The organism is Leisingera sp. ANG-M6, assembly GCF_000813905.1.
GTDB lineage: Bacteria > Pseudomonadota > Alphaproteobacteria > Rhodobacterales > Rhodobacteraceae > Leisingera.
Genome location: NZ_JWLG01000017.1, coordinates 142,601 through 163,639 on the forward strand (window position 1 = coordinate 142,601; position 21,039 = coordinate 163,639).

The following is a 21,039-nucleotide window of genomic DNA, read 5'->3' on the forward strand; positions in this document are numbered from 1 at the left end:
GCCGCCAGGATATGTTTTTGATTTCATTGAGAAAGGGTGGTGAGATCAAGCTAAGGTGCTAAGTCTTGCAGAACCCTGCGCGGCCTGCAGAAGCAGTGGGATTTTCAGCCGCTAGAGTATCTCGCGCAGCAAATGCGCCTGGGGATACCGAGCAATCGTCTCGTTGCCTTTTTTGCCAATCCGTTCCAGCTTTGCTTCATCTTGCAGCACTTCAGCTATGCCCTCGGCAAGCCCGTCATAAGGCAGGCCCAGGATGCCGTCACGGTAGCATTCGTCGATCATTGTTCCACTATTGAGTTCGCTTGCCAGAGGGATGCCGTTGGTCATCAGGTAAAAGGCGCGGACGATCTCAAAAATCTGAGAGTCGTAGAAATGGAGATTCAGCACCATACGGGATCGGGAAATCCAATCATCACGGCTCTTTCCGTAAGTACCTTCCAGCTGTTTGACCGTCAAACCACACGCGCGAAGGTCATCAAGGATTTTCTTGCGTCGCGGACTCACGCTGCCGTAGAACAGAACGTCGATGTCTTTCTTTTGCCGGGGCGTGATCCGGCGGAGTTCCTTTTGATATCCGATTTGAAGCTTCTCAACCCGCTTTACACCAAAGTCATTCAGATAGCTGACATTGGCATCGCTGTAATCCCACAAGGTGAAGTCATGTGAAAACCACTCAACGATGTTTTTGTTCCAATGCGAGAGGGTGCTGCCTAACTGCTCGGTGTTCAGGATGATAGTGTCCGCTGGAACGACCTTGGCCATGGCGCAGGTCATCAAGTGAATGCCGATAAGGATATTCCGGGCTGACGGGTCGATCTTGTTTTTGTGTATTGCCGCTTCATAGCCAAGATCCCGCAGTGCGAATTGAATCAGGTCAGCAAGCTCAGAAAAGGCGCCGGTGTGCGGGTAGTTATCCGGTTGCGCCAAACAAATATTGTATTTTTGTGTCATGGGATGCCGATCAGACCTCAGCCAGCAGCCGCTTCGGGCAGCTGCCGGACGGCGGAGCGCCGCTGATACTGGAAATTATCGAAGTCCATGCCGTAGATCTTCTCGGCAACGGCCAAGCCTTCGTCGCTCAAAACCAGGTCGCCGGGGTTGAAACCTTCGGGAACGCGCAGGTGGTTGCTGTGCGTCATCTGCAGGCTGGCCGGGTTGCCGAACAGGGTTGCATCAATGAAGGCCTTGGCTTTTTCGGCGCCGTTCTCTTCCAGCTTGAAAACCTGGTAGTTGGCGCCGGGATAGAAGAAGCCAGACTGCGGGTAGAAATGACCGTCCATCCAGCCCTTGGTCAGCACATTCTCCAGCAGGCGGGTCTTGACGAACTGGTCCAGGGTTTCATCACTGCCGATCCTGCGTTCCACCAGCCGCTGGAACTTGTAGGCGCTTTCAAGCCGGGCAATCGGATCGCGCACGATGGTGAAAAAGCCGGTGAAAAAATCCTTGGGAAACAGCCGCGAAATCGATTCCCCGTCGATGTGCTGCGGGGAGGATATGTTCCAGTGCTGCTGGGGCGGATTAGCGACATACTGCTCGTCCACAAACGCCAGGCTGACGCCGTTCAGGCCCTGAATGTAACGCTCAATGGATGTGCCGCCGCACTTGGGAATATGCGCGAAGTGCAGCAGCACGTCTTTGTATTTGATCAAGGGCATTTTGCGCCTCCATTTGCCTCCAAGCAGTTGGCCGCCGTGGTTAAACCGGCGGCCAAGCGTTTGGCTCAAGATGGCGCAAATTGTTTAAACGTTCTTTAAAACAGGCGTGGTTTCCACCGCGGTTTCAAAGCCCGTGAACTGCAGGGATCATTCCCACTCGATGGTTCCCGGAGGTTTCGAGGTGATGTCGTAGGTGCAGCGGTTGATGCCCTTCACTTCGTTGATGATCCTTGTGGCGGTTTCGCCCAGGAACTCGTGGCTGAACGGATAGTAGTCCGCGGTCATGCCATCGACAGATGTCACCGCGCGCAGGGCGCAGGCGTAGTCATAGGTGCGGCCGTCGCCCATCACGCCAACGGTGCGGACCGGCAGAATCGCCACAAAGGCCTGCCAGATGTCATCGTACAGACCGTGCTTGCGGATCTGGTCGATATAGATCGCATCCGCTTCGCGCAGGATCTCCAGCTTTTCGCGGGTGATCTCGCCGGGGCAGCGGATTGCCAGGCCCGGTCCGGGGAAAGGGTGGCGGCCGATGAAGCTCTGCGGCAGACCCAGTTCGCGGCCCAGCGCGCGGACCTCGTCCTTGAACAGCTCGCGCAGCGGTTCCACCAGCTTGAGGCCCATCTTCTCCGGCAGGCCGCCGACGTTGTGGTGCGATTTGATGGTGACCGAAGGCCCGCCCGAGAAGGAGACCGATTCAATCACGTCCGGGTACAGGGTGCCCTGCGCCAGGAACTCGGCGCCGTCGATGGTGTCGGCGTGTTTCTGGAACACGTCGATGAACAGCTTGCCGATGATCTTGCGCTTGGTTTCCGGGTCGGACTGGCCGTCCAGCTCGCCCAGGAACAGATCGCTCTCATCTGCGTGGATCAGCTGGATGTTGTAGTTGTCGCGGAACATCGCGACGACTTCTTCCGCTTCGTTCTTGCGCAGCAGGCCGTGGTCCACAAACACGCAGGTCAGCTGATCGCCGATCGCCTCGTGGATCAGGATCGCCGCAACCGAGCTGTCGACGCCGCCGGACAATCCGCAGATCACCTGTTTGTCGCCGACCTGCTCGCGGATCTTCTCGATCATCTGCTCGCGGTAGGCGCCCATGGTCCAGTCGCCGGAGAAACCCGCCAGTTTGACAAAGTTCTCATAAAGCTTGGCGCCGTTCGGGGTGTGGTGCACCTCGGGGTGGAACTGCACCGCATAGAAATTGCGGCTGACATCGGCGGTGATGGCAAAAGGCGCGTTGGGGGAGGTGCCATAGACCTCGAACCCCGGGGCGATCTTGCTGACGTGGTCGCCGTGCGACATCCAGACCTGCTCGCGGTCGTTGTCGTTTGCGAACCAGCCCTCCAGCAGCGGCGGCGTCTCAACCGTGGGGGTCACAAAGGCGCGGCCGAATTCCGCAGTGCCATGGCCGCTTTCCACCTTGCCGCCCAGCTGATGCATCATCACCTGCTGGCCATAGCAGATGCCCAGGATCGGCACGCCGTAGTCGAAAATCTCCTGCGGCGCCCGCGGGCTGCCCTCGCGGGTCACGCTGTCAGGCCCGCCCGAGAAGATCACCGCCTTGGGCGCCAGTTCGCGCACAAAGTCCATGGTGACATTCTGATAGGGGTGGATTTCGCAATAGACATTCAGCTCGCGCAGGCGGCGCGCAATCAGCTGCGTGACCTGGCTGCCGAAGTCGATGATGAGAAGGCGGTCATGGGTGTCTTGGGTCATGCACGCGCCATAGGCCAAGGAGGTTTTTTTCGCAAGGGCTTTGGTGCTTGCAGTGGCACAGGGTGCCGGGCAAACAGCTCACCCGGCTCTGAAAACCCTCCGGCTGGGTGCGGTGCAGTAAAACTCGGTGCAGAGGCTTGCCTTGCAGGTAAAGCTTCTGCTCTGCTGAACTTCCGGTACAGGGGAGGCATGCACAGTGGTTATCAGGGAAATGCGGGCAGGCGACCGCGCGGCTGTTGCGCAATTGCAGATTGCCAGCTGGCGCAGTGTTTATGCCGGTGTCCTGCCGTCGGCGTATCTGCAGGAGCAGGTCGTGTCCGACCTCGCCCGGCACTGGCAAAAGCTGCAGTTTTCGGACCGTGACGTCGTGCTTGTTGCAGAGGGTGCGGGGATACAGGGCTTTATAACCGTCTGGACCGGTGATGAACCCTATATCGACAACCTGCATGTGTCGGAAACCGCCCGGTCACAAGGTCTTGGCCGCCGCCTGATGAAGGAGGCCGCCCGCCGTTTGCAGGCCCAGGGTGCAAATTCGGCTTATCTGTGGGTCGCAGAGAGTAATTCCCGCGCACTGGCGTTCTATTTCCGGATCGGCGGCAGTGCCGGCGAGCGCAAGGAGATTGACGTTTTCGGATACGCCATGCCCGCGATCCGGGTGCATTGGGACAGTCTTGATCCGCTGCTGAAAGCGTAAAACCGGCTTGGCGGGTGCGAGTTCCGGCGAACTCTGTGCTGCGAATGTCGCTTTTCAACTTGAATGGCCGCAATCCTGCGGCGGCGGCGCGCGCGAGGGCTATAATACCCTTCGCAATGAAATGCCTGTGGTGAGGATAAACCATGACAGAAGCAGCCCCGCGCCGTCGTGCCCGCGGTTCCGGCGGCGGCGCCGCCCGCCGCGCCGAGCGCACCAGCGTCAAGATCGAAACCGCCAAGTACATCGAGCGCAACATTCCGAACTTCGAGATCCTGAACGAGGAAGCGCTGGAGATCATCGAGTACAACGCGGACACGATCCTGGAAGAGGTCGGCGTCAATTTCGTTGACAACCCGGCGGCGCTGCAGCGCTGGCGCGAGGCTGGCGCCGATGTCCAGGGCGAGCGCGTGCGCATCCCCCGCGGCCTGGCCCGCAAGCTGTGCGAAACCGCACCTGCGGAATTCACCCAGCACGCCCGCAACCCCGAGAAATCGGTGGTCATCGGCGGCCGCAACCTGGTTCTGGCTCCGGTCTATGGCCCGCCCTTCGTGCGCACCCGCAGCGGCGGCCGCCGCTATGCGACCATGGACGACTTCAACAAGTTCGTGAAGCTGGCCTATATGTCCAAGTGGCTGCACCACTCCGGCGGCACCGTCTGCGAACCCACCGACATCCCGGTGAACAAGCGCCACCTGGACATGCTGATGGCGCATATGACCCTCAGCGACAAACCGTTCATGGGCTCCGTCACCGAACCCAGCCGCGCCCAGGACTCCGTCGATATGGCCGGCATCCTGTTCGGCAAGGAATTCGTGCAGAACAACACCGTGATGACCTCGCTGACCAACATCAACTCGCCGATGACCTTCGACGACGTGATGATGGGCTCGCTGGAAGTCTACGCCCAGAACAACCAGGCCTGCATCATCTCGCCGTTCATCGTCGGCGGTGCCATGGCGCCGGTGTCGGTGGCAGGCACCCTGACCCAGGTGCTGGCAGAGGTTCTGGCCGGTATCGCCTACAACCAGCTGTGCCGCCCCGGCGCGCCTGCGATCTTCGGCGCCTTCGTGTCCTCGATCGACATGAACTCCGGCGCTCCGACCTTCGGCACCCCCGAAGCATCGCTGGTCACCTATGGCGCAGGCCAGCTGGCCCGCCGCCTGGGCGTGCCGTTCCGTTCGGCCGGCTCCTTCTGCGGCTCCAAGCTGCCGGATGCGCAGGCGGCTTATGAAACCGCCAACTCGCTCAACATGGGCCTGATGTCCGGCGTGAACTTCATGCTTCACTCCTGCGGCTGGCTCGAGGGCGGCCTGGTTGCCGACTTCGAGAAGTTCGTGATGGACGCGGACCAGCTGGGCACCCTGCACGGCCTCGCCAAGGGCGTCCCGGTGGACGAGAACGGCCAGGCGATGGAAGCCATCCGCGAAGTCGGCCCCGGCGGCCATTACCTCGGCTGCGCCCACACCCAGGCCAACTTCAAATCGGCCTTCTGGAAATCCGAAGTGCTCGACTACAAGCCGTTCGAGCAGTGGGAAGAAGAAGGCGCGCGCGACACCTACGCGCTGGCCGAAAGCCGGGTTGAGAAGCTGCTGGCAACTTACGAGCAGCCCGCACTCGATCCGTCGATCAAGATGGCGCTGGACGAGTATGTGGCCGAGAAGAAGGCCTCCATGCCCGACGCCTTCATGTAAGCGCGAGCCTGAAGATCAGGGGCAGGGGGCAGCACCCTCTGCCGCAGCAAAACGGCGGTCCCGCGGGGCCGCCGTTCTTGTTTTCGCACGTGCCTTCAAACACGCTGCCTCACCGGCCAGTGCGATCAGTACATCCACGTGGCGGATCATCGAATAGCCGGCCTCGCCCATCTTGCGTTCTGCGTTTAGCGCCTCCTCCAGTTCCAGCAGCCGCATCACGGCGGCAGCAGGCTTGGGCACATCTCCATATCCCAGTATGCGGCGCAGGTCGCGCTTGCGGCAATAATTCCGGGCGCCTAACCGGGCGGCCCGTGCCAGGATCCTCGGGCGCCGGAGCAACGAAACGCGGCTGAAAACATCCTGCATGATCGTCTCCTTTCCTATCTCTGATCTGGCTCTGCTATAACACAACCCTAGGTGGTGTTGCGGAAAGGGGGCGACCGGCGAACGGTCCGTTTTGTGATGATTATGGTTTTTCTGGAAACAATGATGTCCGATCCGCGCTTTTGTCCAAATCCAGCCGGGCGAAATGGGACATGCCGCAGGCACCTTTGAGTGCGGCTGGCCCGGCAGCCTGGCTCACGACCGGGGGTTACGAATGCAAAACATGACACAGGCACCCTTTCCTGGCTGGGTGCCGCTGGAAACTTGCCGCTACCTTCAGCACACCGAGGCTGGCCGCCCGATCCGCCAGCTGGCCCGCAAGGCGGGCTGCCATCCATCCACCATCCTGCGCCAGGTCCGCCGGGTAGAGGTCCTGCGGGACGATCCGCTGATTGACGAGGTGCTGACCTATCTGGCCGGGCGCTACCGGTCCGAAGCAGCGAAACCGCGGCAGGAGGAAAAGCCCTCCGCCGCAAGCCGCAGCCTGCGGTCGGGGTTTGAGCGGGAAGCGGCCAGCGTGCTGACCCTGCTCAGCCGCGGCGGCGCAGTTCTGGCCGCAGCAGAAGGCATGGAAATGGCCGTTGTGGTGCGCGAAGGCCAGGAGGCTGACGGGCATAAGGTGGCAGTGTCGCGGCCCTTGGCAGGGGCGCTGGCGCTGACCGGCTGGATCGCCTGCTCCCGCCGGGGCCGGATCAGCCGCTATTCCATCACCGCGGGCGGGCGCACCGCATTGAACCGGATCATCGCCGATCAGGAAAACCGCGCCCGCGCCCGGTTGGAGGGCGGCTTTGCCGAAGCGCAGACACCGTTTGGGGCGCCGGACGCGGGCGAGGGCGGCGGACTGGGCCGCAAATCCCGTTACAGCGGCGCCGAAACCCCGCTGGAAATGCTGTCCCGGCTGTCGGACAAGGACGGCAAGTCCTTCCTGACCCAGCCGATGGTGCGGGCCGGGCGGCGTCTGCGCGAGGATTTCGAACTGGCGCAGATCAGCAGCCACCTGATGCAGGAGGAGCTGTATTTCGCCCAGGGCACCCACCCGATGCGCAGCACCAGCCACCAGGCGGCGGCAGAAGCCCACCAGCGGATGACTGGGGCGCTGCAGAAGCTCGGGGCCGGCCTCAGCGACATCGCCCTGCGCTGCTGTTGCCACCTTGAGGGGCTGGAAACCGCAGAGCGCAATCTGGGCTGGCCTGCGCGGTCAGGCAAGGTGGTGCTGCGCATCGCCCTGCAGCACCTGGCCGATTACTACGGCGAGGCCAGCCCGCAGCAGGAAGAGATGATCGGTTGAGGCGCACGATGCCTCAAACGAAAACGGGCCCGCAGCGCGGACCCGTTCGAATGCCAGATCGGGCAGTGCAGCTTAGGCTGCGACTTCTGCCTTGGCGTCTTTCAGGTGCTTCAGCACGGTCTCCGGGGAGGACACGCCATAGGGGTCTTCGCCGTGGTTGTCGGACAGGCCCGGCTCTTCGAACCATGCCTCAACAACGCCGTTGTTGACGATGGCCGCATAGCGCCAGGAGCGGTTGCCGAAGCCCAGGTTGTCCTTGGCGACCAGCATGCCCATCTTGCGGGTGAACTCACCGGAGCCGTCCGGGATCACTTCCACGTTTTCCAGCTCCTGCGCGCGTGCCCAGGCGTTCATCACAAAGCTGTCGTTCACGGACATGCAGTAGATCGCGTCGATGCCCTCGGCCTGGAAGTCACCAAAGCCTTTTTCAAAGCCCGGCAGCTGGTAGGTGGAGCAGGTGGGGGTGAAGGCGCCCGGCAGCGAGAACAGCACAACGCGCTTGCCTGCAAAGTAGTCAGCGGTGGTCTTGTCTTCCCAGCGGAACGGGTTCGGGCCCTCGATCGCTTCGTCGCGGACACGGGTGTGGAAGGTCACGTCGGGCAGCTTAACGCCAGCTTTCATCTCAGCTTGCTCCTGATTGCGGATTTCATTCGGCGGGCAGGCTTAAAATGATTCTAAGCTGGCATCAACACGTCCCGGTGATTTGCGCACAGCTTTCCTGCGCCTGTCCGCACTTGCAGCAGTCCGGCGCCGGAAAATCTCGCAAATACGGCATCTTCGCCCCTGGCAGGGACGTTACGCCGCAGCCTTCTTGATGGTGACAGTGGTGCCGCGGATCTTGCGTTCGGCAGCGGCGGTCAGGTCGTTGAACTTCTTGAGCGTCGCCAAAAGCTTCTTCTTGTCCTTGGAATCCTCAATGGCGCCCGGGAACTTCTTCTTGGCGGTCTGATACTGGTCGTTGATCTTCTTCAGATCCTTGTATTTCGCCGCCGCCTCTTTCAGTTCGGGCGCTGCGGCTTTCAGATCCTCGCCCGCCTTGTCGATGGCGGTCACGCAATGGGCATTGATCGCCTTGACCAGCGCGCCGACCCGGTTGGTGTATTTCTTCAGGTTGCGGTCCACCAACAGCTGCGGCAGCTCGGTTGCGTCCTTCTTCTTGTCATGGCCTTCCGCCTTTTCCTTCAGGATCTTGTCGACCGTCTTCTGGAAATTCGCGCCGTACAGCTTCTGCGCCGCGTTCAGCTTGCCCTCATACTCAGACGCCTTCTTGACGGCGGCAATCTCCTTTTCAAGCTCGCCCTGCAGCGCCTCGATATCCTTCTTCGAGGCGGAGGACTTGCCGCGTTTCTTCAGGTCCTTCTCGATGTCCTTCAAGAGCGCCTGCTGCTTGGCCATATGCGCCTTGGCATCAGCGCAGAACCCCTTCATCGCGCCGACTTCCTCCTGATGGATGTCCACCGCCTTGTTCCAGGTGACCAGCCCGTCCTTGAAATGCTTGTTCTTCTGGAAATCGGCCAGCTTCTCCGATTTCACCCCGTCCTTGCGCGCCTTGGCCAGGCTCTCGCGGAAATAATCCTCGCCCTCCCAGGCGTTGCCCAGCGAAATCCCGATCCGCTTCTTCAGCTTGTCGCCCTCTGCGGTGGTGAATTTCTTGGTGCCGGCAGCCAGCTTCTTATGCTCTGCCTTGAATTTCTCCAGTTCCTTGGCCATGCGTCCCTCCCTGAATGATCTGCAGCGAAATCCTGATGCTTGGTGGAATTATGTGTCCCGCTGCGCCGCTTTGGCAAAGAAAAACGGCACATTTTCGGAGTTTGAGCCATGACAAGGAGGCAAGGCAGGGTTGACGATATGACCGTGCCAAGCCAGATCAGCTGTGTTAAACCGCTCACAAAGCCAAAGGCCGGAAGGGAAACCCACGTGAGAGACCTCAAGATCCCGGAGCAGCGCCACCCCGAAAAGGCGCATCGTCCCGACAATGCTCAGCCCAAAAAGCCAAGCTGGATCCGGGTCAAGGCGCCGGGCGGCAAAGGTTATGCCGAAACCCACAAGATCATGCGCGACAACAAGCTGACCACGGTCTGCGAGGAAGCGGGCTGCCCCAATGTCGGCGAATGCTGGAGCCAGGGCCACGCAACCATGATGATCATGGGCGAGGTCTGCACCCGCGCCTGTTCCTTCTGCAACATCGCCACCGGCAAGCCGCCTGAGGCGCTGGATGCGTTTGAGCCGGGCCGCGTCGCCCATGCGGTCGAAAAACTGGGTCTCAACCACGTGGTGATCACCTCCGTGGACCGCGACGATATCGAGGACGGCGGGGCAGAGCATTTTGCCCAGACCATCCGCGCGGTGCGCCACCGCAGCCCGAACACCACCATTGAAATCCTCACCCCGGATTTCCTGAAATGCGATCCCTCGGTGCTGGAAACGGTCGTCGAGGCGCGGCCCGACGTTTTCAACCACAATCTGGAGACCGTGCCGGGCCTCTACCCTGAGGTCCGCGCCGGCGCGCGCTATTTCCACTCGCTGCGGCTCTTGCAGCGGGTGAAGGAACTGGACCCCTCCATGTTCACCAAATCCGGCATCATGGTCGGCTTGGGCGAGGACGCACAGGCGGTAAAACAGGTGATGGACGACATGCGCGCCGCCGACATCGATTTCCTGACCATCGGCCAGTATCTGCAGCCGACGCCGAAACACCACGCGGTGGACCGTTTCGTGACGCCCGAGGAATTCAAATCCTACGAGAAAGCCGCCTATGGCAAGGGCTTCCTGATGGTCTCGGCCACCCCGCTGACCCGCTCCTCCTACCACGCAGGCGATGATTTCGCCCGCCTGCGCGAGGCCCGCAACAAGAAGCTGGGCCTGGCATGACGCCTGAGCGTCTGGCGCAGCTGACGACGATGCGCCATGCTCTGCATCAGATCCCCGAGGTCTCCGGCGCCGAGGACAAGACCGCAGCCATGGTGGCGGGCTACCTGCGCCAGCATCAGCCCGACCAATTGCTGACAGGGCTTGGCGGCCACGGTGTTGCGGCGGTCTATGAGGGCAGGGCGGACGGTCCCACGGTGCTGATCCGCTGCGAGCTGGACGGCTTGCCGATCGAGGAGCTGTCGGATCAGCCCTACCGCTCCACCCACGCAGGCCGCGGCCACCTGTGCGGTCATGACGGCCATATGACGATGGTGGCGGCGCTGGCCGCGGATCTCGCGGTACAGCGCCCGTCGAAGGGCCGCGCCGTGCTGCTGTTCCAGCCCGCCGAGGAAACCGGCAAGGGCGCAGCGGCGGTGATTGCCGATCCGGGTTTCGCGCAGATCGCGCCGGATTATGCCTTTTCCCTGCACAACCTGCCGGGCTTGCCGGTGGGTCAGGTGGCCTTGTGTTCGGGCGCTGCCAACTGCGCGTCACGCGGAATGCGGATCAAACTGACCGGTAAAACCTCCCACGCTGCCGCGCCGCAGGACGGGGTGTCGCCTGCCGGTGCCATCTCCAGGCTTCTGCCGGGCCTTGCCGCCTTGGGCAGCGGCGGTGATCTGGGGCCGGAGTTCGCTCTGGTCACCCTGACCCACGCCAAGCTGGGTGAAGCCACCTTTGGCATCGCCCCGGGCGAGGGCGAGGTTTGGGCCACTCTGCGCACCGTTACAAACATCCGAATGGATCAGCTGATTGCAGAGGCCACGGCACTGGCGGAACAGGTCTGCGCGGCGGAGCGGCTGGGGTTCTCAATAGAATTCGACGATGTGTTCGACGCCTGCACCAACCACCCGGAGGCGGTGGAGCTGTTGCAGGCCGCCTGCGCCGCGGCAGGCCATCCGGCGCAGATGCGGGATTATCCTCAGCGCTGGTCCGAGGATTTCGGCCAGTTCGGCAAGCACGCAAAGGCCGCGATGTTCTGGCTGGGCTCCGGCGAGGCGCAGCCGCAGCTGCACAACCCCGATTTCGACTTCCCGGACGCCGCAATCCCGGCCGGGGCCGGGATCTTTCTGCACACGCTCAGAAACCTGCTGGGCTGATCCTTACTGGGTCAGCGCATTGACGACGGCCACCGCGCCGATGATCGCAAGCGTGTCCTTGACGACCTCAAAGATCTTGTCGCCCTGACGCACATAGCGGTGCCCCTCACGCGGCGGGTTCAACCCCCAGCGGCCGTAGTCGTCAATATAGACCCAGTCGTCACCGCGAATGCGGCCATCGTACCGGTCGTGATCATGGTCATGATCGTGATCGTGATCGTGGCTGTGCTTGCGGTGGTGCCGTTTCTTGACCTGGCCCGGCGCATAATGGGCAGCGCTCTTGCTGTGGCCGGGCGCCCATTTCGGCGGCCCCGCGTGGGTGGCTGCGGGGACAAGGGACAGGGTCATTGCGGCTGCCGCTGCTGCGGTCAAAAACTTCTGCATGGCGGATCTCCTGTGATCGCTGCGTTTGGAAATCACATGAGGCAGGTTGCGGCGAAAGGCAAATCCGCTGCGCCGGAAAGCGCCACCCGCTAGGCCGGAACCGGCGGAGGGCCGCCGGTTCCCGATTGCGCTGTGTTTATCGTGGTTTGTGGCAGTTTTGCACAAGCGCCGCCGCAGGCTGCACCAGGGGGTGCACAGGCGGTGTACAGGGGGTGCACGCACGTCACCCCCGGGTTTTGGCTGATTCAGCCCTCGTCGGTGAACCGCACTTTGCCGATATGCGGCAGGTTCCGGTTGCGCTGCGCATAGTCGATGCCATAGCCGACGACAAATTCGTCCGGGATTTCAAAGCCAACCCAATCAGAGCGGAAATCCACCTCGCGCCGCGACGGCTTGTCCAAGAGCGCAATGGATTTCAGCCGCGCCGGATTGCGGCTTTGCAGCAGGTGGGTGACATGGTTCAGCGTGTGACCGGTGTCGACGATATCTTCCACGACCAGCACATCGCGCCCTTCAATGGCACCGCGCAAGTCCTTGAGAATACGCACTTCCCGGCTGCTTTCCATCGAGTCGCCGTAAGAGGACGCCTCCAGGAAATCGACCTCGATCGGCAGATCCAGCTCCCGCACCAGATCGGCGATGAATACGAAACTGCCGCGCAAGAGGCCAACCACGACCAGCTTGTCGGTATTGCCGAATTCCTTCTGGATTTCCTCGCAAAGCTCCTCGATCCGCGCGGCGATTGCCTTGGCCGAGATCATCACATCAATGACATATGGACGCTGTGTCATGGCTGCCCCCTTGAATTTCCCGCGCGTACATAGGACATCACGCCCGGTAATTGTAGCAGAAAATCAGCGGACAGATGCCCACACACTCGGAAACCCGCCAGATGCCCTATTCGGCACAGCAGATGTACGATCTGGTGGCCGATGTCGCGCAGTACCCGAAATTCCTGCCCTGGTGCGCCGCGGCCCGTATCCGCAGCCGCGCGCCGATGGGCGAGGCGGAGGTGATGGAGGCGGATCTGGTGATCTCCTTCAAGGTCTTCCGCGAACGGTTCGGCAGCCGGGTAACCCTTTATCCGGGCGAGAGAAAAATCGATACTGAGTATCTGGATGGCCCGTTCCGCTACATGAAATCCCACTGGATTTTCACCCCGCGCGAGGATGGCAGCTGCGACGTCGACTTCTTCGTCGATTTCGAATTCAAGAATGCGGTTCTGCAGGGCATCATCGGCGTTGTCTTCAACGAGGCGATGCAGCGCATCGTGCGCGCGTTCGAACGCCGCGCTGCGGAGCTGTACAGCTGAGGCACTGCCGCGCGAGATAGCTGTTGACCTCAAGCGCGCTTCAAGTCGTATCACTTTTTGGAAATGATACTTCCAGCTGAAAGGGAAGCTGCAATGGAACAGGAATTCTGGCAGGCGCGCTGGCGCGAGAACCGCATCGGCTTTCACGAAGCGGCGCCGAACTCATTGCTGATCAAGCATTTTTCCCGGCTCGGGATTTCGGCCGGCCAAAGCGTGTTCCTCCCTCTTTGCGGCAAGGCGCTGGACCTGGACTGGCTGCTGTCACTGGGACTGCGTGTGACCGGTGTGGAGTTCAATCAAGGCGCGGTGGAGGAGGTCTTTGCCCGGCTGGGGCTGACACCGGACGTCTCCCAAGCAGAAGGGCTAATCCGCTATCAGTCAGGCGAGCTGGCCCTTTACGCAGGTGATTTCTTTGCCCTTGCCCCGGCACATCTTGGCGCGGTTGACGCGGTCTATGACCGGGCGGCGCTGGTCGCGGTGAAACCAGAGGACCGGCAGGCCTATGCGGCGCATTTGAACCGGATCACCGGCACCGCGAAACAACTGCTGATCGGGTTCGACTACGATCAATCCCTGATGGACGGGCCGCCGTTTTCGGTGCCGGGATCAGTGGTAGAGGCGCTCTATCAGGGCAGCCATGAAATCAGTCTGATCGAGGAACGCGCCGCGGACGGCCGGATCGGCGAACGCTGCAATGCGCTGGAACAGGCCTGGCTGCTAACTCCCTTCTCCTGAAACAGAAAACGGGTCCCCCAAGGGGACCCGTCCGGTGCGAAATGGCACCGTCTGCCGTGAGTGGTGGCATCCGTCATAGCCGGGGTCAGCTGTTCATGTCGTATGCGCGCTCACCGTGTACAGAAAGATCGAGGCCATTGGTCTCGCTTTCAAGATCCACGCGCAGGGATGTGATCAAAGCGGAGATCTTCACCAGCGCGATGGTTACCACCACGGTGAAGATGCCGACGATCACCAGCGCACCCAGCTGCGCGGCCCAGGCGCCAGCGCCGAAGACGGCGATCATAAGGGTGCCGAAGATGCCGCCGACGCCGTGCACGGCAAAGACATCCAGGGTGTCGTCGATCTGCATTTTGTTGCGCACCAGGTTGACCATCTCCTGGCACAGCACGCCGGCAATGGCACCGATGATCAGCGCTTCCATCGGGCCGACAAAGCCTGACGCCGGGGTGATCGAGGCGAGGCCTGCAATGGTGCCAGTGACCAGGCCCACAAGGGAGGCCTTGCCGTATTTGATCTTTTCCCACAGCGCCCAGCTGAGCGACGCGGTGGCAGCGGAGATATGGGTCACGGTCAGTGCCATTGCCGCGCCGCCGTCTGCGGCCAGCTGGGAGCCGCCGTTGAAGCCGAACCAGCCGACCCACAGCATTGCGGCGCCGATCATCACATAGCCGGGGTTATGCGGCGGGATGGTGCGGTTTTTGCGCGGGCCCAGGAAGAAGGCGATGATCAAGGCTGCGAGGCCTGCGGTCTCATGCACCACGATGCCGCCGGCAAAGTCCTTGACGCCCACGTCGCCAAAGATGCCGCCATCCGCTAGGAAACCGCCGCCCCAAATCCAGTGCACCACCGGCGCATAGCACAAGAGCATCCAGAGGCCGGAGAACACCAGCACAAAGCCAAATCCCACACGCTCCACATAGGCGCCGACTATCAGAGCAGGCGTGATGATGGCGAATGTCATCTGGAAGGCAAAGAACAGAACCTCGGGCAGGGTGCCGGACAGGCTGTCAGCGGTGATGCCGTTCAGGAACATCTTGTCCAGACCGCCCCAGATACCGGAGGTGCCGCTTCCGAAGGCAATGGTGTAGCCGAAGGCCAGCCACAGAACGCTCATCAAACAGGCAATGGCGTAGCAATGCATGAAGACGCTGAGCACATTGCGGGCACGCACCAGGCCGCCGTAAAACAGGGCCAGCCCTGGCAGTGTCATGAAGAGGACCAGGGCCGTGGCCACTATGATCCATGCGGTATCCGCTCCGTTCATCCGATTGTTCCTTCCCCTCAAAAACCGGTGAGGTCAGGAGAAAGCGCAGGTTGCGCGCAGAAAAAAGCGGCAGGGGTGCGGGAGGCGCACAAAAACGGGGCTTTTTTGCAAGTGCTGAAAAATTGAGCGCCGTTGCGGGTCAGCTGCCCGTTTCGCGTTCGATTTGGGAAACGGCCTGCGCCAGCAGCTCCAGCGCGTGGTCACGGGTGGCGGCGCGAACATTGGCGCGGCCGATGGCGCCGAATTCCACGATTTCTGTTGTGGCAGTCTGGCCTGCGCGGGCCAGGCCAAAGCAGACGCGGCCCTCTGGCTTGAATTCTGAGCCGCCGGGGCCTGCGATGCCGGTGACGGAGACGGCCAGGGTGACGCCAGCGTTCCGCACCGCGCCTGCCGCCATTTCCGCGGCGACCTCCTCGCTGACCGCGCCCACGGCGTCCAGAGTTTCTGCCTTCACCCCCAGCATCTGCATCTTGGCGGCGTTGGAATAGGTGACAAAGCCGCGGTCGACCACGGCGGAGGAGCCCGGGATATCCGTCAGCGCCGCGGCAATCATGCCGCCGGTGCAGCTTTCGGCCGTGGCGATGGTGATGCCTGCGGCGGTTGCGCGTCTGATCAGCTCATCCGCGTCCATGGTCACATCCCCAAGACGCCGTGCGACAGGAAGGCGAGCGCAGCCACGCAGATGGCGGCCAGGATGCCCGCGATGATGTCGTCCATCATCACACCGGTTGCGCCCTTCTGCCGGTCGGCCCAGCCGACGGGGCCGGGTTTCAGGATGTCGAACAGGCGGAACAGCACAAAGGCGGCGATCCAGCCCGGCCACAGCGCGGTGATCTCGATATCATGTGCCCAGGCCGGGTAGGACACCGCCCAGAGCGCGGTGAACTGGCCAGCGACCTCGTCCAGGACAAATTCCGAGGGGTCCATGTTCTCGCGGTTGCGGGTCATCGCTTCCGCCGCCCAGACGCCCACCACCATGCAGATCACGGTCGCCAGCGCCAGCAGCAGGAACCCGCCAAGCTGATGCAGCACATAAGCCATGGGCAGGGCGGCAAGCGAGCCCCAGGTGCCGGGGGCCGGACGCAGGTAGCCGATGCCGCCGACAGTGCCGATCAGGAAGGCCAGGCGTTGTCTCTTCATGGTTTCACCAGTGCTGCGGTGGCGATGGCGGCAATCCCCTCGCCACGGCCGGTGAAGCCCAGGCGTTCCGACGTGGTGGCCTTGATTGACACACGGTCTGCATCAATGCCCAGGATCTCAGCCATCACCGCACGCATTTTGGCGGCGTGGGGGCCAACCTTGGGGTATTCGCAGACCAGGGTGCAATCGACGTTCGACAGGGTGAACCCCATCTCGCGCGCCAGATTGGCGGCGTGGCGCAGGAAAATCTCGCTGGCCGCGCCTTTCCACTGCGGGTCCGAGGGCGGGAAGTGCTGGCCGATGTCGCCCTGCGCCAGCGCGCCATAGATGGCGTCAGTGACGGCGTGCATACCAACATCGGCGTCAGAGTGGCCCTGCAGGGTTTTCTCATGCGGGATTTCCACCCCGCACAGGATCACGCTGTCGCCGGGGCCAAAGCGGTGCACGTCGTAGCCGTTGCCAAGCCTGATATCCATGTCTGCTCCCAGAATACGCTCCGCCCGGGTGAAGTCCTCGGGGCGGGTGATTTTGATATTGTCCGGCTCCCCCGGGATAATGCGGACGTCAAGCCCGGCAGCGCGTGCCACCTCGACATCATCGGCGGCTCCGCCGGGGTGGGCAAGATGTGCCGCCAGAATGTCCTGAAACCGGAAACCCTGGGGCGTCTGCGCGGCAAACAGGCCATTGCGGTCCTGGGTGCCGGTGACGGTGCCGTCTGCCCCGGTCCACAGCGCGTCCGTTACCGCCAGCGCCGGGGCTGCAGCAGGTGTTTCGTCCAAGGCATTGAGAATGCTGTTGATCAAGGCGGGGCTGACACAAGGCCGTGCCGCGTCATGGATCAGCACCTTGTCTACACCATGCGGCTTGAGTGCCTTCAGCCCGTTCAGGACAGAGGCGGCCCGCTCTGCGCCGCCTTCAGCGAGGATCAGGCCGGAGCGGCCGGAGAATTCTTCCCAGGCGGCGGTGTCGTCCGGGGAAAGGACCAGTGCGATCAGGTCCACGCCCGCATTCGCAAAGGCTTCGAGGGTCCAGTCGATCACCCGGCGGCCCTTCAGCGGGCGCCATTGCTTGGGCGTGCCGCCGCCTGCGCGGGTGCCGCGGCCGGCGGCGACGATCAGGGCGGCTGTGGTCATGCGGTCCTCGTCCGGTAGGTCCCGCATTGTTTATGAGGTGGCGCGGGAAGTGGCAATCACCCGGCGGAATGTGATTAAAAAATAGGCAAATGAAGATCGAGAGCGGCTTGCAGAGGCGCAATTCATTGCTGCATAGCAGAAGCTTCGGGTAAAAACCTCTCAGTTGCACAAGGATTAGGCAATTGTCCTTCACGCTTGGAACCACCTCCATGTCCCCGCCCATCGCCTTGGCGCCGATGGCGGGAATCACCGACCGGCCGTTCCGGGATCTTGTCCGCTCCTTCGGCGTTGGGCTGATGGTGAGCGAGATGGTGGCAAGCCAGGAGATGGTTCAGGCCAAGCCCGGCGTGCGCGAGCGGGCTGAGCTGAGCGCGGATGTGGAGAACACCGCGGTGCAGTTGGCCGGGCGGGACGAGTACTGGATTGCCGAGGCGGCGAAACAGGTCGCCGGGCAGGGCGCGCGGATCATCGACATCAACATGGGCTGCCCGGCCAAGAAGGTGACCAACGGCTATTCCGGCTCTGCCCTGCTGAAGACGCCGGACCATGCGCTGAAGCTGATCGAGGCGGTGGTCGGCGCCGTCGACGTGCCGGTGACGCTGAAGACCCGGCTGGGTTGGGACGACAACTGCCTGAACGCGCCGGATGTGGCGCGCCGCGCCTGCGAGGCGGGGGTGCAGATGGTGACGATCCACGGCCGCACCCGCTGCCAGTTCTACAAGGGCTCTGCCGATTGGGCGGCGATCCGGGGCGTCAAGGACGCGGTGACTGTGCCGCTGCTGGCAAATGGCGACATCGTTGATACCGCCTCTGCCCGGCAGGCGCTGGAGCTTTCTGGCGCAGATGGCGTGATGATCGGGCGCGGGGCCGAAGGAAAGCCTTGGCTGCTGGCAGACGTGGCGCATCACCTGTGGGGCACACCGGCGCCGGAGATTCCGCAAGGAGATGCGTTTATTCAAATGGTTTCAGAGCATTACCGGGCAATGCTGGATTTCTACGGGCAGGATCTTGGCGTCCGTGTCGCACGCAAGCACCTGGGCTGGTACATGGATGAGGCCGGAACCACCCCCGCCATGCGCAGGGCGGTGCTGACGGAGAAGAACCCGGAAGAAGTTCTGGCGCTGCTGCCGGAGGCGCTGAGCGCCGAAAGACCGGAGGCCGCCGCATGATGGACAGCGCAGCTCTCTGGGCCTCTTTGCCGGTGCCGGCGTTTCTGATCGACGCTTGGGACAAGATTGCAGATGTGAACGCCGCCGGCGAAGGGTTCCTCAACACCTCGCGCAAGGCGCTGCTGGGGCAGCCGGTGTGGGACACGCTGGCCATCGACGCGCCGATCGAGGAGGCCTTTGCCCGGGCCCGGGTGCAGAGCACACCGCTGTTTGTGAACGATATCGACGTCGGCTCCGGCAGCCGGGCGCCGCTGCAATGCGGGGTGCAGATCGCGCCGTTGCAGGGGCAGGAGGGGGTGATGCTGCTGATGGTCACCCCGCGAGAGCTGGCCGGGCGGATGACCCAGACCCATTCCGCCAAATCCGCGGCTGCCTCTGCCATCGGTATGGCAGAAATGCTGGCGCATGAGATCAAGAACCCGCTGGCGGGCATCACCGGCGCAGCGCAGCTTCTGAGCATGGGGCTGGGACCGGAGGACCTGGAGCTGACCGACCTGATCGTCAGCGAAAGCCGCCGCATCGTGAAACTGCTGGAGCAGGTGGAGCAGTTTGGCAACCTGACTGAACCGGCGTTCCAGCCGGTGAACCTGCATGATGTTCTGGACCGCGCGCGGCGGTCTGCGCTCTTGGGTTTTGGTGCCCATATGACCATCACCGAGAGCTACGATCCCTCGCTTCCGATGGCCTGGGGCGATGCGGACCAGCTGCTGCAGGTGGTGCTGAATTTGTTGAGGAATGCCTCGGAAGCTGCTGATCCAAAAGGCGGAAATATTCAGATACGTACTTTCTATGAACATTCCTTCCGGCTGCGCCGCAGTGACGGGACCGGCAAGCTGCTGCCCCTTCAGATCGAGATCACCGATGACGGGCCGGGGCTGCCGGACAAGATCAAGGACGATATTTTCGACCCGTTTGTTTCGGGCCGGGAGAACGGCACCGGGCTCGGCCTTGCTTTGGTGAGCAAGATCGTCTCGGAGCATAATGGCTGGATTTCCGTAAGCTCGGTTCCCGGGCGCACGGTGTTCCGGCTGTCGCTGTCGCGCGTGCCGCGTGACGCCAAACCGCAGGAGAGCTGATCCATGGACGGCACCGTTCTGGTCGCTGATGACGACCGCACCATCCGCACCGTTCTGACCCAGGCGCTGACGCGCGCGGGCTGCAAGGTGCATGCGACCTCTTCACTGACGACGCTGATGCGCTGGGTGGGAGAGGGCAAGGGCGATGTCGTCATCTCCGATGTGATGATGCCGGACGGGAACGGGCTGGAGATGCTTCCCAAGATCCAGGCGGACAGGCCCGGGCTGCCAGTGATCGTGATCTCGGCGCAGAACACCATCATGACAGCGATCAAGGCGGAGGAGGCGGAGGCCTATGATTACCTGCCCAAGCCCTTTGACCTGCCGGAACTGATGAAGCGCACCGCCAAGGCGCTGGCGGCCAAGCGGGTGGCGCCTGCTGCGCGTCCGGATACAGCGGAACGCCCCGAGGAGCTGCCGCTGATTGGCCGCAGCGAGGTAATGCAGGCGCTGTACCGGCTCATTGCACGGGTGATGAACACCGATCTGCCGCTCTTGATCACCGGTGAAAGCGGCACCGGCAAGTCGCTGATTGCGCAGGCAATTCATGATTTTTCGGACCGCCGCACCTTGCCCTTTGTGCACGCGGATGCGGCGGATCTGATCGCGCTGGAAGGCCCGTCGCGGCTGCTGGCGCAAGTGAAGGGCGGCACACTGGTGATTGATGAACTGGCCGACCTGCCGGAAGAGGCACAGGCGCGGCTGGTGCGGATGATGGATGTGCCGGGCGATCACGCGCCGCGGTTCATTGCCTCCAGTCAGAAGGATCTGGGCGCGGCGATGGAAGGCGGCGGGTTGCGTCAGGATCTCTACTACCGGATCTGCGGCTCGGAACTGCATGTGCCGGCGCTGCGGGAACGGGTCGAGGATATTCCGCTGCTGGCGGAGCATTTCCTGATCAAGGCTGAAAACGAAGGCGCGCCGCACCGGGTGCTGAGCGAAGCTGCGCGCGAGGTGCTGCGCCGGTTCTCCTGGCCCGGCAATGTGCGGCAGCTTGAAAACACTGTCCGCCGCCTGGCGCTGACTTCGCGCAGCGAAGAAATCACCAAGGCGGATGCCGAGGCGGTGCTTGGGCCGCAAGCCGGACCGCAGCCGGAAGCGGCAGGGTTTACAAATGAGAAGCTGTCGGAAGCAGTGGGCCGCCACTTGCAGAGGTATTTTGACCTGCATGGCGATATGCTGCCGCCGCCGGGATTGTATATGCGACTGCTGCGCGAGGTGGAGACGCCGCTGATCGAAATTGCTCTGGCGGCGACTGGTGGAAACCAGGCAAAATGCGCGGATTTGCTGGGGATCAACCGGAATACCCTGCGTAAGAAGATTACCGATCTGGATATTGAGGTGACACGCCGCCGCAAACTGATGTAATATCGCCACAGAAATGT

Annotated in this window: 22 protein-coding genes; 10 read left to right on the plus strand and 12 right to left on the minus strand. The window is 62.4% G+C overall.

Annotated elements, in window-relative coordinates; translation table 11 throughout:
* Positions 1-111: 111 nt before the first annotated feature.
* The 3 genes from RA24_RS15765 to guaA all read right to left on the minus strand — a co-directional run bounded on the left by RA24_RS15765 (position 112) and on the right by guaA (position 3,371).
* Positions 112-951, minus strand: coding sequence for a glycosyltransferase family 1 protein (locus tag RA24_RS15765; RefSeq protein WP_039192793.1), 840 nt, complete (start codon positions 949-951; stop codon positions 112-114).
* Between the two features lie 17 nt (positions 952-968).
* Positions 969-1,655 carry a sulfotransferase family 2 domain-containing protein gene (locus RA24_RS15770; protein ID WP_039192796.1) on the minus strand — a complete coding sequence of 229 codons (687 nt, stop codon included), beginning with the start codon at positions 1,653-1,655 and terminating at the stop codon, positions 969-971.
* 147 nt (positions 1,656-1,802) lie between these two features.
* Entirely contained in the window at positions 1,803-3,371 is a 1,569-nt protein-coding gene (gene guaA / locus RA24_RS15775; protein WP_019296200.1) for a glutamine-hydrolyzing GMP synthase, read from the minus strand.
* A 196-nt stretch (positions 3,372-3,567) separates the two neighbouring features.
* Here guaA and RA24_RS21815 point away from each other — a divergent pair, with 196 nt between their 5' ends.
* Positions 3,568-4,065, plus strand: a complete 498-nt coding sequence (locus RA24_RS21815) for a GNAT family N-acetyltransferase (protein WP_152612169.1) — start codon at positions 3,568-3,570, stop codon at positions 4,063-4,065.
* A gap of 143 nt (positions 4,066-4,208) precedes the next feature.
* Positions 4,209-5,756: a trimethylamine methyltransferase family protein gene (locus RA24_RS15785; protein ID WP_039192798.1), complete on the plus strand. Its 1,548-nt coding sequence runs from the start codon at positions 4,209-4,211 to the stop codon at positions 5,754-5,756.
* A 15-nt stretch (positions 5,757-5,771) separates the two neighbouring features.
* Here RA24_RS15785 and RA24_RS15790 read toward each other — a convergent pair whose 3' ends face one another.
* Positions 5,772-6,122, minus strand: coding sequence for a DUF6477 family protein (locus RA24_RS15790; protein ID WP_039192800.1), 351 nt, complete (start codon positions 6,120-6,122; stop codon positions 5,772-5,774).
* 232 nt (positions 6,123-6,354) lie between these two features.
* Between RA24_RS15790 and RA24_RS15795 the strand changes: the two genes are divergently transcribed.
* Positions 6,355-7,428 (plus strand): DUF6456 domain-containing protein, encoded by a 1,074-nt coding sequence (locus RA24_RS15795; protein WP_019296204.1) that lies wholly within the window; start codon positions 6,355-6,357, stop codon positions 7,426-7,428.
* A gap of 72 nt (positions 7,429-7,500) precedes the next feature.
* Here the strand turns inward: RA24_RS15795 and RA24_RS15800 are convergent, their stop codons facing one another.
* Together RA24_RS15800 and RA24_RS15805 are read right to left on the minus strand one after the other, a co-directional pair.
* The gene (locus tag RA24_RS15800) at positions 7,501-8,049 is read right to left on the minus strand and encodes a peroxiredoxin (protein ID WP_039145788.1); all 549 of its coding nucleotides are present in this window, start codon (positions 8,047-8,049) and stop codon (positions 7,501-7,503) included.
* A 174-nt stretch (positions 8,050-8,223) separates the two neighbouring features.
* Entirely contained in the window at positions 8,224-9,138 is a 915-nt protein-coding gene (locus RA24_RS15805; RefSeq protein ID WP_019296206.1) for a hypothetical protein, read from the minus strand.
* 207 nt (positions 9,139-9,345) lie between these two features.
* On the opposite strand from RA24_RS15805, the gene lipA reads away from it, so the two are divergent.
* Together lipA and RA24_RS15815 are read left to right on the plus strand one after the other, a co-directional pair.
* Positions 9,346-10,299 (plus strand): lipoyl synthase, encoded by a 954-nt coding sequence (gene lipA, locus RA24_RS15810; RefSeq protein ID WP_039146484.1) that lies wholly within the window; start codon positions 9,346-9,348, stop codon positions 10,297-10,299.
* Entirely contained in the window at positions 10,296-11,438 is a 1,143-nt protein-coding gene (locus RA24_RS15815; protein WP_039192804.1) for an amidohydrolase, read from the plus strand. The genes lipA and RA24_RS15815 overlap by 4 nt, the downstream gene beginning before the upstream one ends.
* 3 nt (positions 11,439-11,441) lie before the next feature.
* On the opposite strand, the gene RA24_RS15820 is transcribed toward RA24_RS15815, so the two are convergent.
* Both RA24_RS15820 and hpt read right to left on the minus strand, forming a co-directional pair.
* On the minus strand, positions 11,442-11,822 hold the full coding sequence (locus RA24_RS15820; protein WP_039192807.1) for a hypothetical protein: 381 nt from the start codon (positions 11,820-11,822) through the stop codon (positions 11,442-11,444).
* A gap of 245 nt (positions 11,823-12,067) precedes the next feature.
* Positions 12,068-12,613, minus strand: coding sequence for a hypoxanthine phosphoribosyltransferase (gene hpt, locus RA24_RS15825; protein WP_019296210.1), 546 nt, complete (start codon positions 12,611-12,613; stop codon positions 12,068-12,070).
* A gap of 74 nt (positions 12,614-12,687) precedes the next feature.
* Here hpt and RA24_RS15830 point away from each other — a divergent pair, with 74 nt between their 5' ends.
* Both RA24_RS15830 and tmpT read left to right on the plus strand, forming a co-directional pair.
* The gene (locus tag RA24_RS15830; protein ID WP_019296211.1) at positions 12,688-13,134 is read left to right on the plus strand and encodes a type II toxin-antitoxin system RatA family toxin; all 447 of its coding nucleotides are present in this window, start codon (positions 12,688-12,690) and stop codon (positions 13,132-13,134) included.
* Positions 13,135-13,227: 93 nt separating this feature from the next.
* Complete coding sequence (tmpT, locus tag RA24_RS15835; RefSeq protein ID WP_039192810.1) at positions 13,228-13,869, plus strand: thiopurine S-methyltransferase; 642 nt, start codon at positions 13,228-13,230, stop codon at positions 13,867-13,869.
* Positions 13,870-13,954: 85 nt separating this feature from the next.
* On the opposite strand, the gene RA24_RS15840 is transcribed toward tmpT, so the two are convergent.
* The 4 genes from RA24_RS15840 to RA24_RS15855 all read right to left on the minus strand — a co-directional run bounded on the left by RA24_RS15840 (position 13,955) and on the right by RA24_RS15855 (position 17,409).
* On the minus strand, positions 13,955-15,136 hold the full coding sequence (locus RA24_RS15840) for an ammonium transporter (RefSeq protein WP_039192813.1): 1,182 nt from the start codon (positions 15,134-15,136) through the stop codon (positions 13,955-13,957).
* Between the two features lie 139 nt (positions 15,137-15,275).
* A complete protein-coding gene (locus RA24_RS15845; protein ID WP_039170985.1) occupies positions 15,276-15,767 on the minus strand; it encodes a CinA family protein in 492 nt (163 codons plus the stop codon).
* Positions 15,768-15,769: 2 nt separating this feature from the next.
* Entirely contained in the window at positions 15,770-16,276 is a 507-nt protein-coding gene (locus RA24_RS15850) for a phosphatidylglycerophosphatase A family protein (protein ID WP_039145803.1), read from the minus strand.
* A complete protein-coding gene (locus RA24_RS15855; RefSeq protein WP_039193061.1) occupies positions 16,273-17,409 on the minus strand; it encodes a bifunctional 2-C-methyl-D-erythritol 4-phosphate cytidylyltransferase/2-C-methyl-D-erythritol 2,4-cyclodiphosphate synthase in 1,137 nt (378 codons plus the stop codon). The genes RA24_RS15850 and RA24_RS15855 overlap by 4 nt, the downstream gene beginning before the upstream one ends.
* A gap of 182 nt (positions 17,410-17,591) precedes the next feature.
* Between RA24_RS15855 and dusB the strand changes: the two genes are divergently transcribed.
* The 3 genes from dusB to RA24_RS15870 are packed head-to-tail and all read left to right on the plus strand — an operon-like array spanning position 17,592 to position 21,022.
* Positions 17,592-18,578 (plus strand): tRNA dihydrouridine synthase DusB, encoded by a 987-nt coding sequence (dusB, locus tag RA24_RS15860; protein WP_039145804.1) that lies wholly within the window; start codon positions 17,592-17,594, stop codon positions 18,576-18,578.
* Positions 18,575-19,654 (plus strand): two-component system sensor histidine kinase NtrB, encoded by a 1,080-nt coding sequence (locus tag RA24_RS15865; protein ID WP_019296218.1) that lies wholly within the window; start codon positions 18,575-18,577, stop codon positions 19,652-19,654. The genes dusB and RA24_RS15865 overlap by 4 nt, the downstream gene beginning before the upstream one ends.
* Positions 19,655-19,657: 3 nt before the next feature.
* Positions 19,658-21,022 carry a sigma-54-dependent Fis family transcriptional regulator gene (locus RA24_RS15870; protein WP_039145809.1) on the plus strand — a complete coding sequence of 455 codons (1,365 nt, stop codon included), beginning with the start codon at positions 19,658-19,660 and terminating at the stop codon, positions 21,020-21,022.
* The last annotated feature ends 17 nt before the right edge of the window (positions 21,023-21,039 follow it).

What these genes read in the sequence shown, in the direction of transcription:
- RA24_RS15800 (WP_039145788.1), bottom strand. Translation starts at nt 8,049, where the DNA reads ATGAAAGCTGGCGTTAAGCTGCCCGACGTGACCTTCCACACCCGTGTC.
- RA24_RS15840 (WP_039192813.1), bottom strand. Translation starts at nt 15,136, where the DNA reads ATGAACGGAGCGGATACCGCATGGATCATAGTGGCCACGGCCCTGGTC.
- RA24_RS15830 (WP_019296211.1), top strand. Translation starts at nt 12,688, where the DNA reads ATGCCCACACACTCGGAAACCCGCCAGATGCCCTATTCGGCACAGCAG.
- RA24_RS15855 (WP_039193061.1), bottom strand. Translation starts at nt 17,409, where the DNA reads ATGACCACAGCCGCCCTGATCGTCGCCGCCGGCCGCGGCACCCGCGCA.
- RA24_RS15795 (WP_019296204.1), top strand. Translation starts at nt 6,355, where the DNA reads ATGCAAAACATGACACAGGCACCCTTTCCTGGCTGGGTGCCGCTGGAA.
- tmpT (WP_039192810.1), top strand. Translation starts at nt 13,228, where the DNA reads ATGGAACAGGAATTCTGGCAGGCGCGCTGGCGCGAGAACCGCATCGGC.
- RA24_RS15850 (WP_039145803.1), bottom strand. Translation starts at nt 16,276, where the DNA reads ATGAAGAGACAACGCCTGGCCTTCCTGATCGGCACTGTCGGCGGCATC.
- RA24_RS15820 (WP_039192807.1), bottom strand. Translation starts at nt 11,822, where the DNA reads ATGCAGAAGTTTTTGACCGCAGCAGCGGCAGCCGCAATGACCCTGTCC.
- guaA (WP_019296200.1), bottom strand. Translation starts at nt 3,371, where the DNA reads ATGACCCAAGACACCCATGACCGCCTTCTCATCATCGACTTCGGCAGC.
- RA24_RS15790 (WP_039192800.1), bottom strand. Translation starts at nt 6,122, where the DNA reads ATGCAGGATGTTTTCAGCCGCGTTTCGTTGCTCCGGCGCCCGAGGATC.
- RA24_RS15865 (WP_019296218.1), top strand. Translation starts at nt 18,575, where the DNA reads ATGATGGACAGCGCAGCTCTCTGGGCCTCTTTGCCGGTGCCGGCGTTT.
- RA24_RS15815 (WP_039192804.1), top strand. Translation starts at nt 10,296, where the DNA reads ATGACGCCTGAGCGTCTGGCGCAGCTGACGACGATGCGCCATGCTCTG.
- RA24_RS15805 (WP_019296206.1), bottom strand. Translation starts at nt 9,138, where the DNA reads ATGGCCAAGGAACTGGAGAAATTCAAGGCAGAGCATAAGAAGCTGGCT.
- hpt (WP_019296210.1), bottom strand. Translation starts at nt 12,613, where the DNA reads ATGACACAGCGTCCATATGTCATTGATGTGATGATCTCGGCCAAGGCA.
- RA24_RS15770 (WP_039192796.1), bottom strand. Translation starts at nt 1,655, where the DNA reads ATGCCCTTGATCAAATACAAAGACGTGCTGCTGCACTTCGCGCATATT.
- RA24_RS15765 (WP_039192793.1), bottom strand. Translation starts at nt 951, where the DNA reads ATGACACAAAAATACAATATTTGTTTGGCGCAACCGGATAACTACCCG.
- RA24_RS15845 (WP_039170985.1), bottom strand. Translation starts at nt 15,767, where the DNA reads ATGGACGCGGATGAGCTGATCAGACGCGCAACCGCCGCAGGCATCACC.
- RA24_RS15870 (WP_039145809.1), top strand. Translation starts at nt 19,658, where the DNA reads ATGGACGGCACCGTTCTGGTCGCTGATGACGACCGCACCATCCGCACC.
- RA24_RS15785 (WP_039192798.1), top strand. Translation starts at nt 4,209, where the DNA reads ATGACAGAAGCAGCCCCGCGCCGTCGTGCCCGCGGTTCCGGCGGCGGC.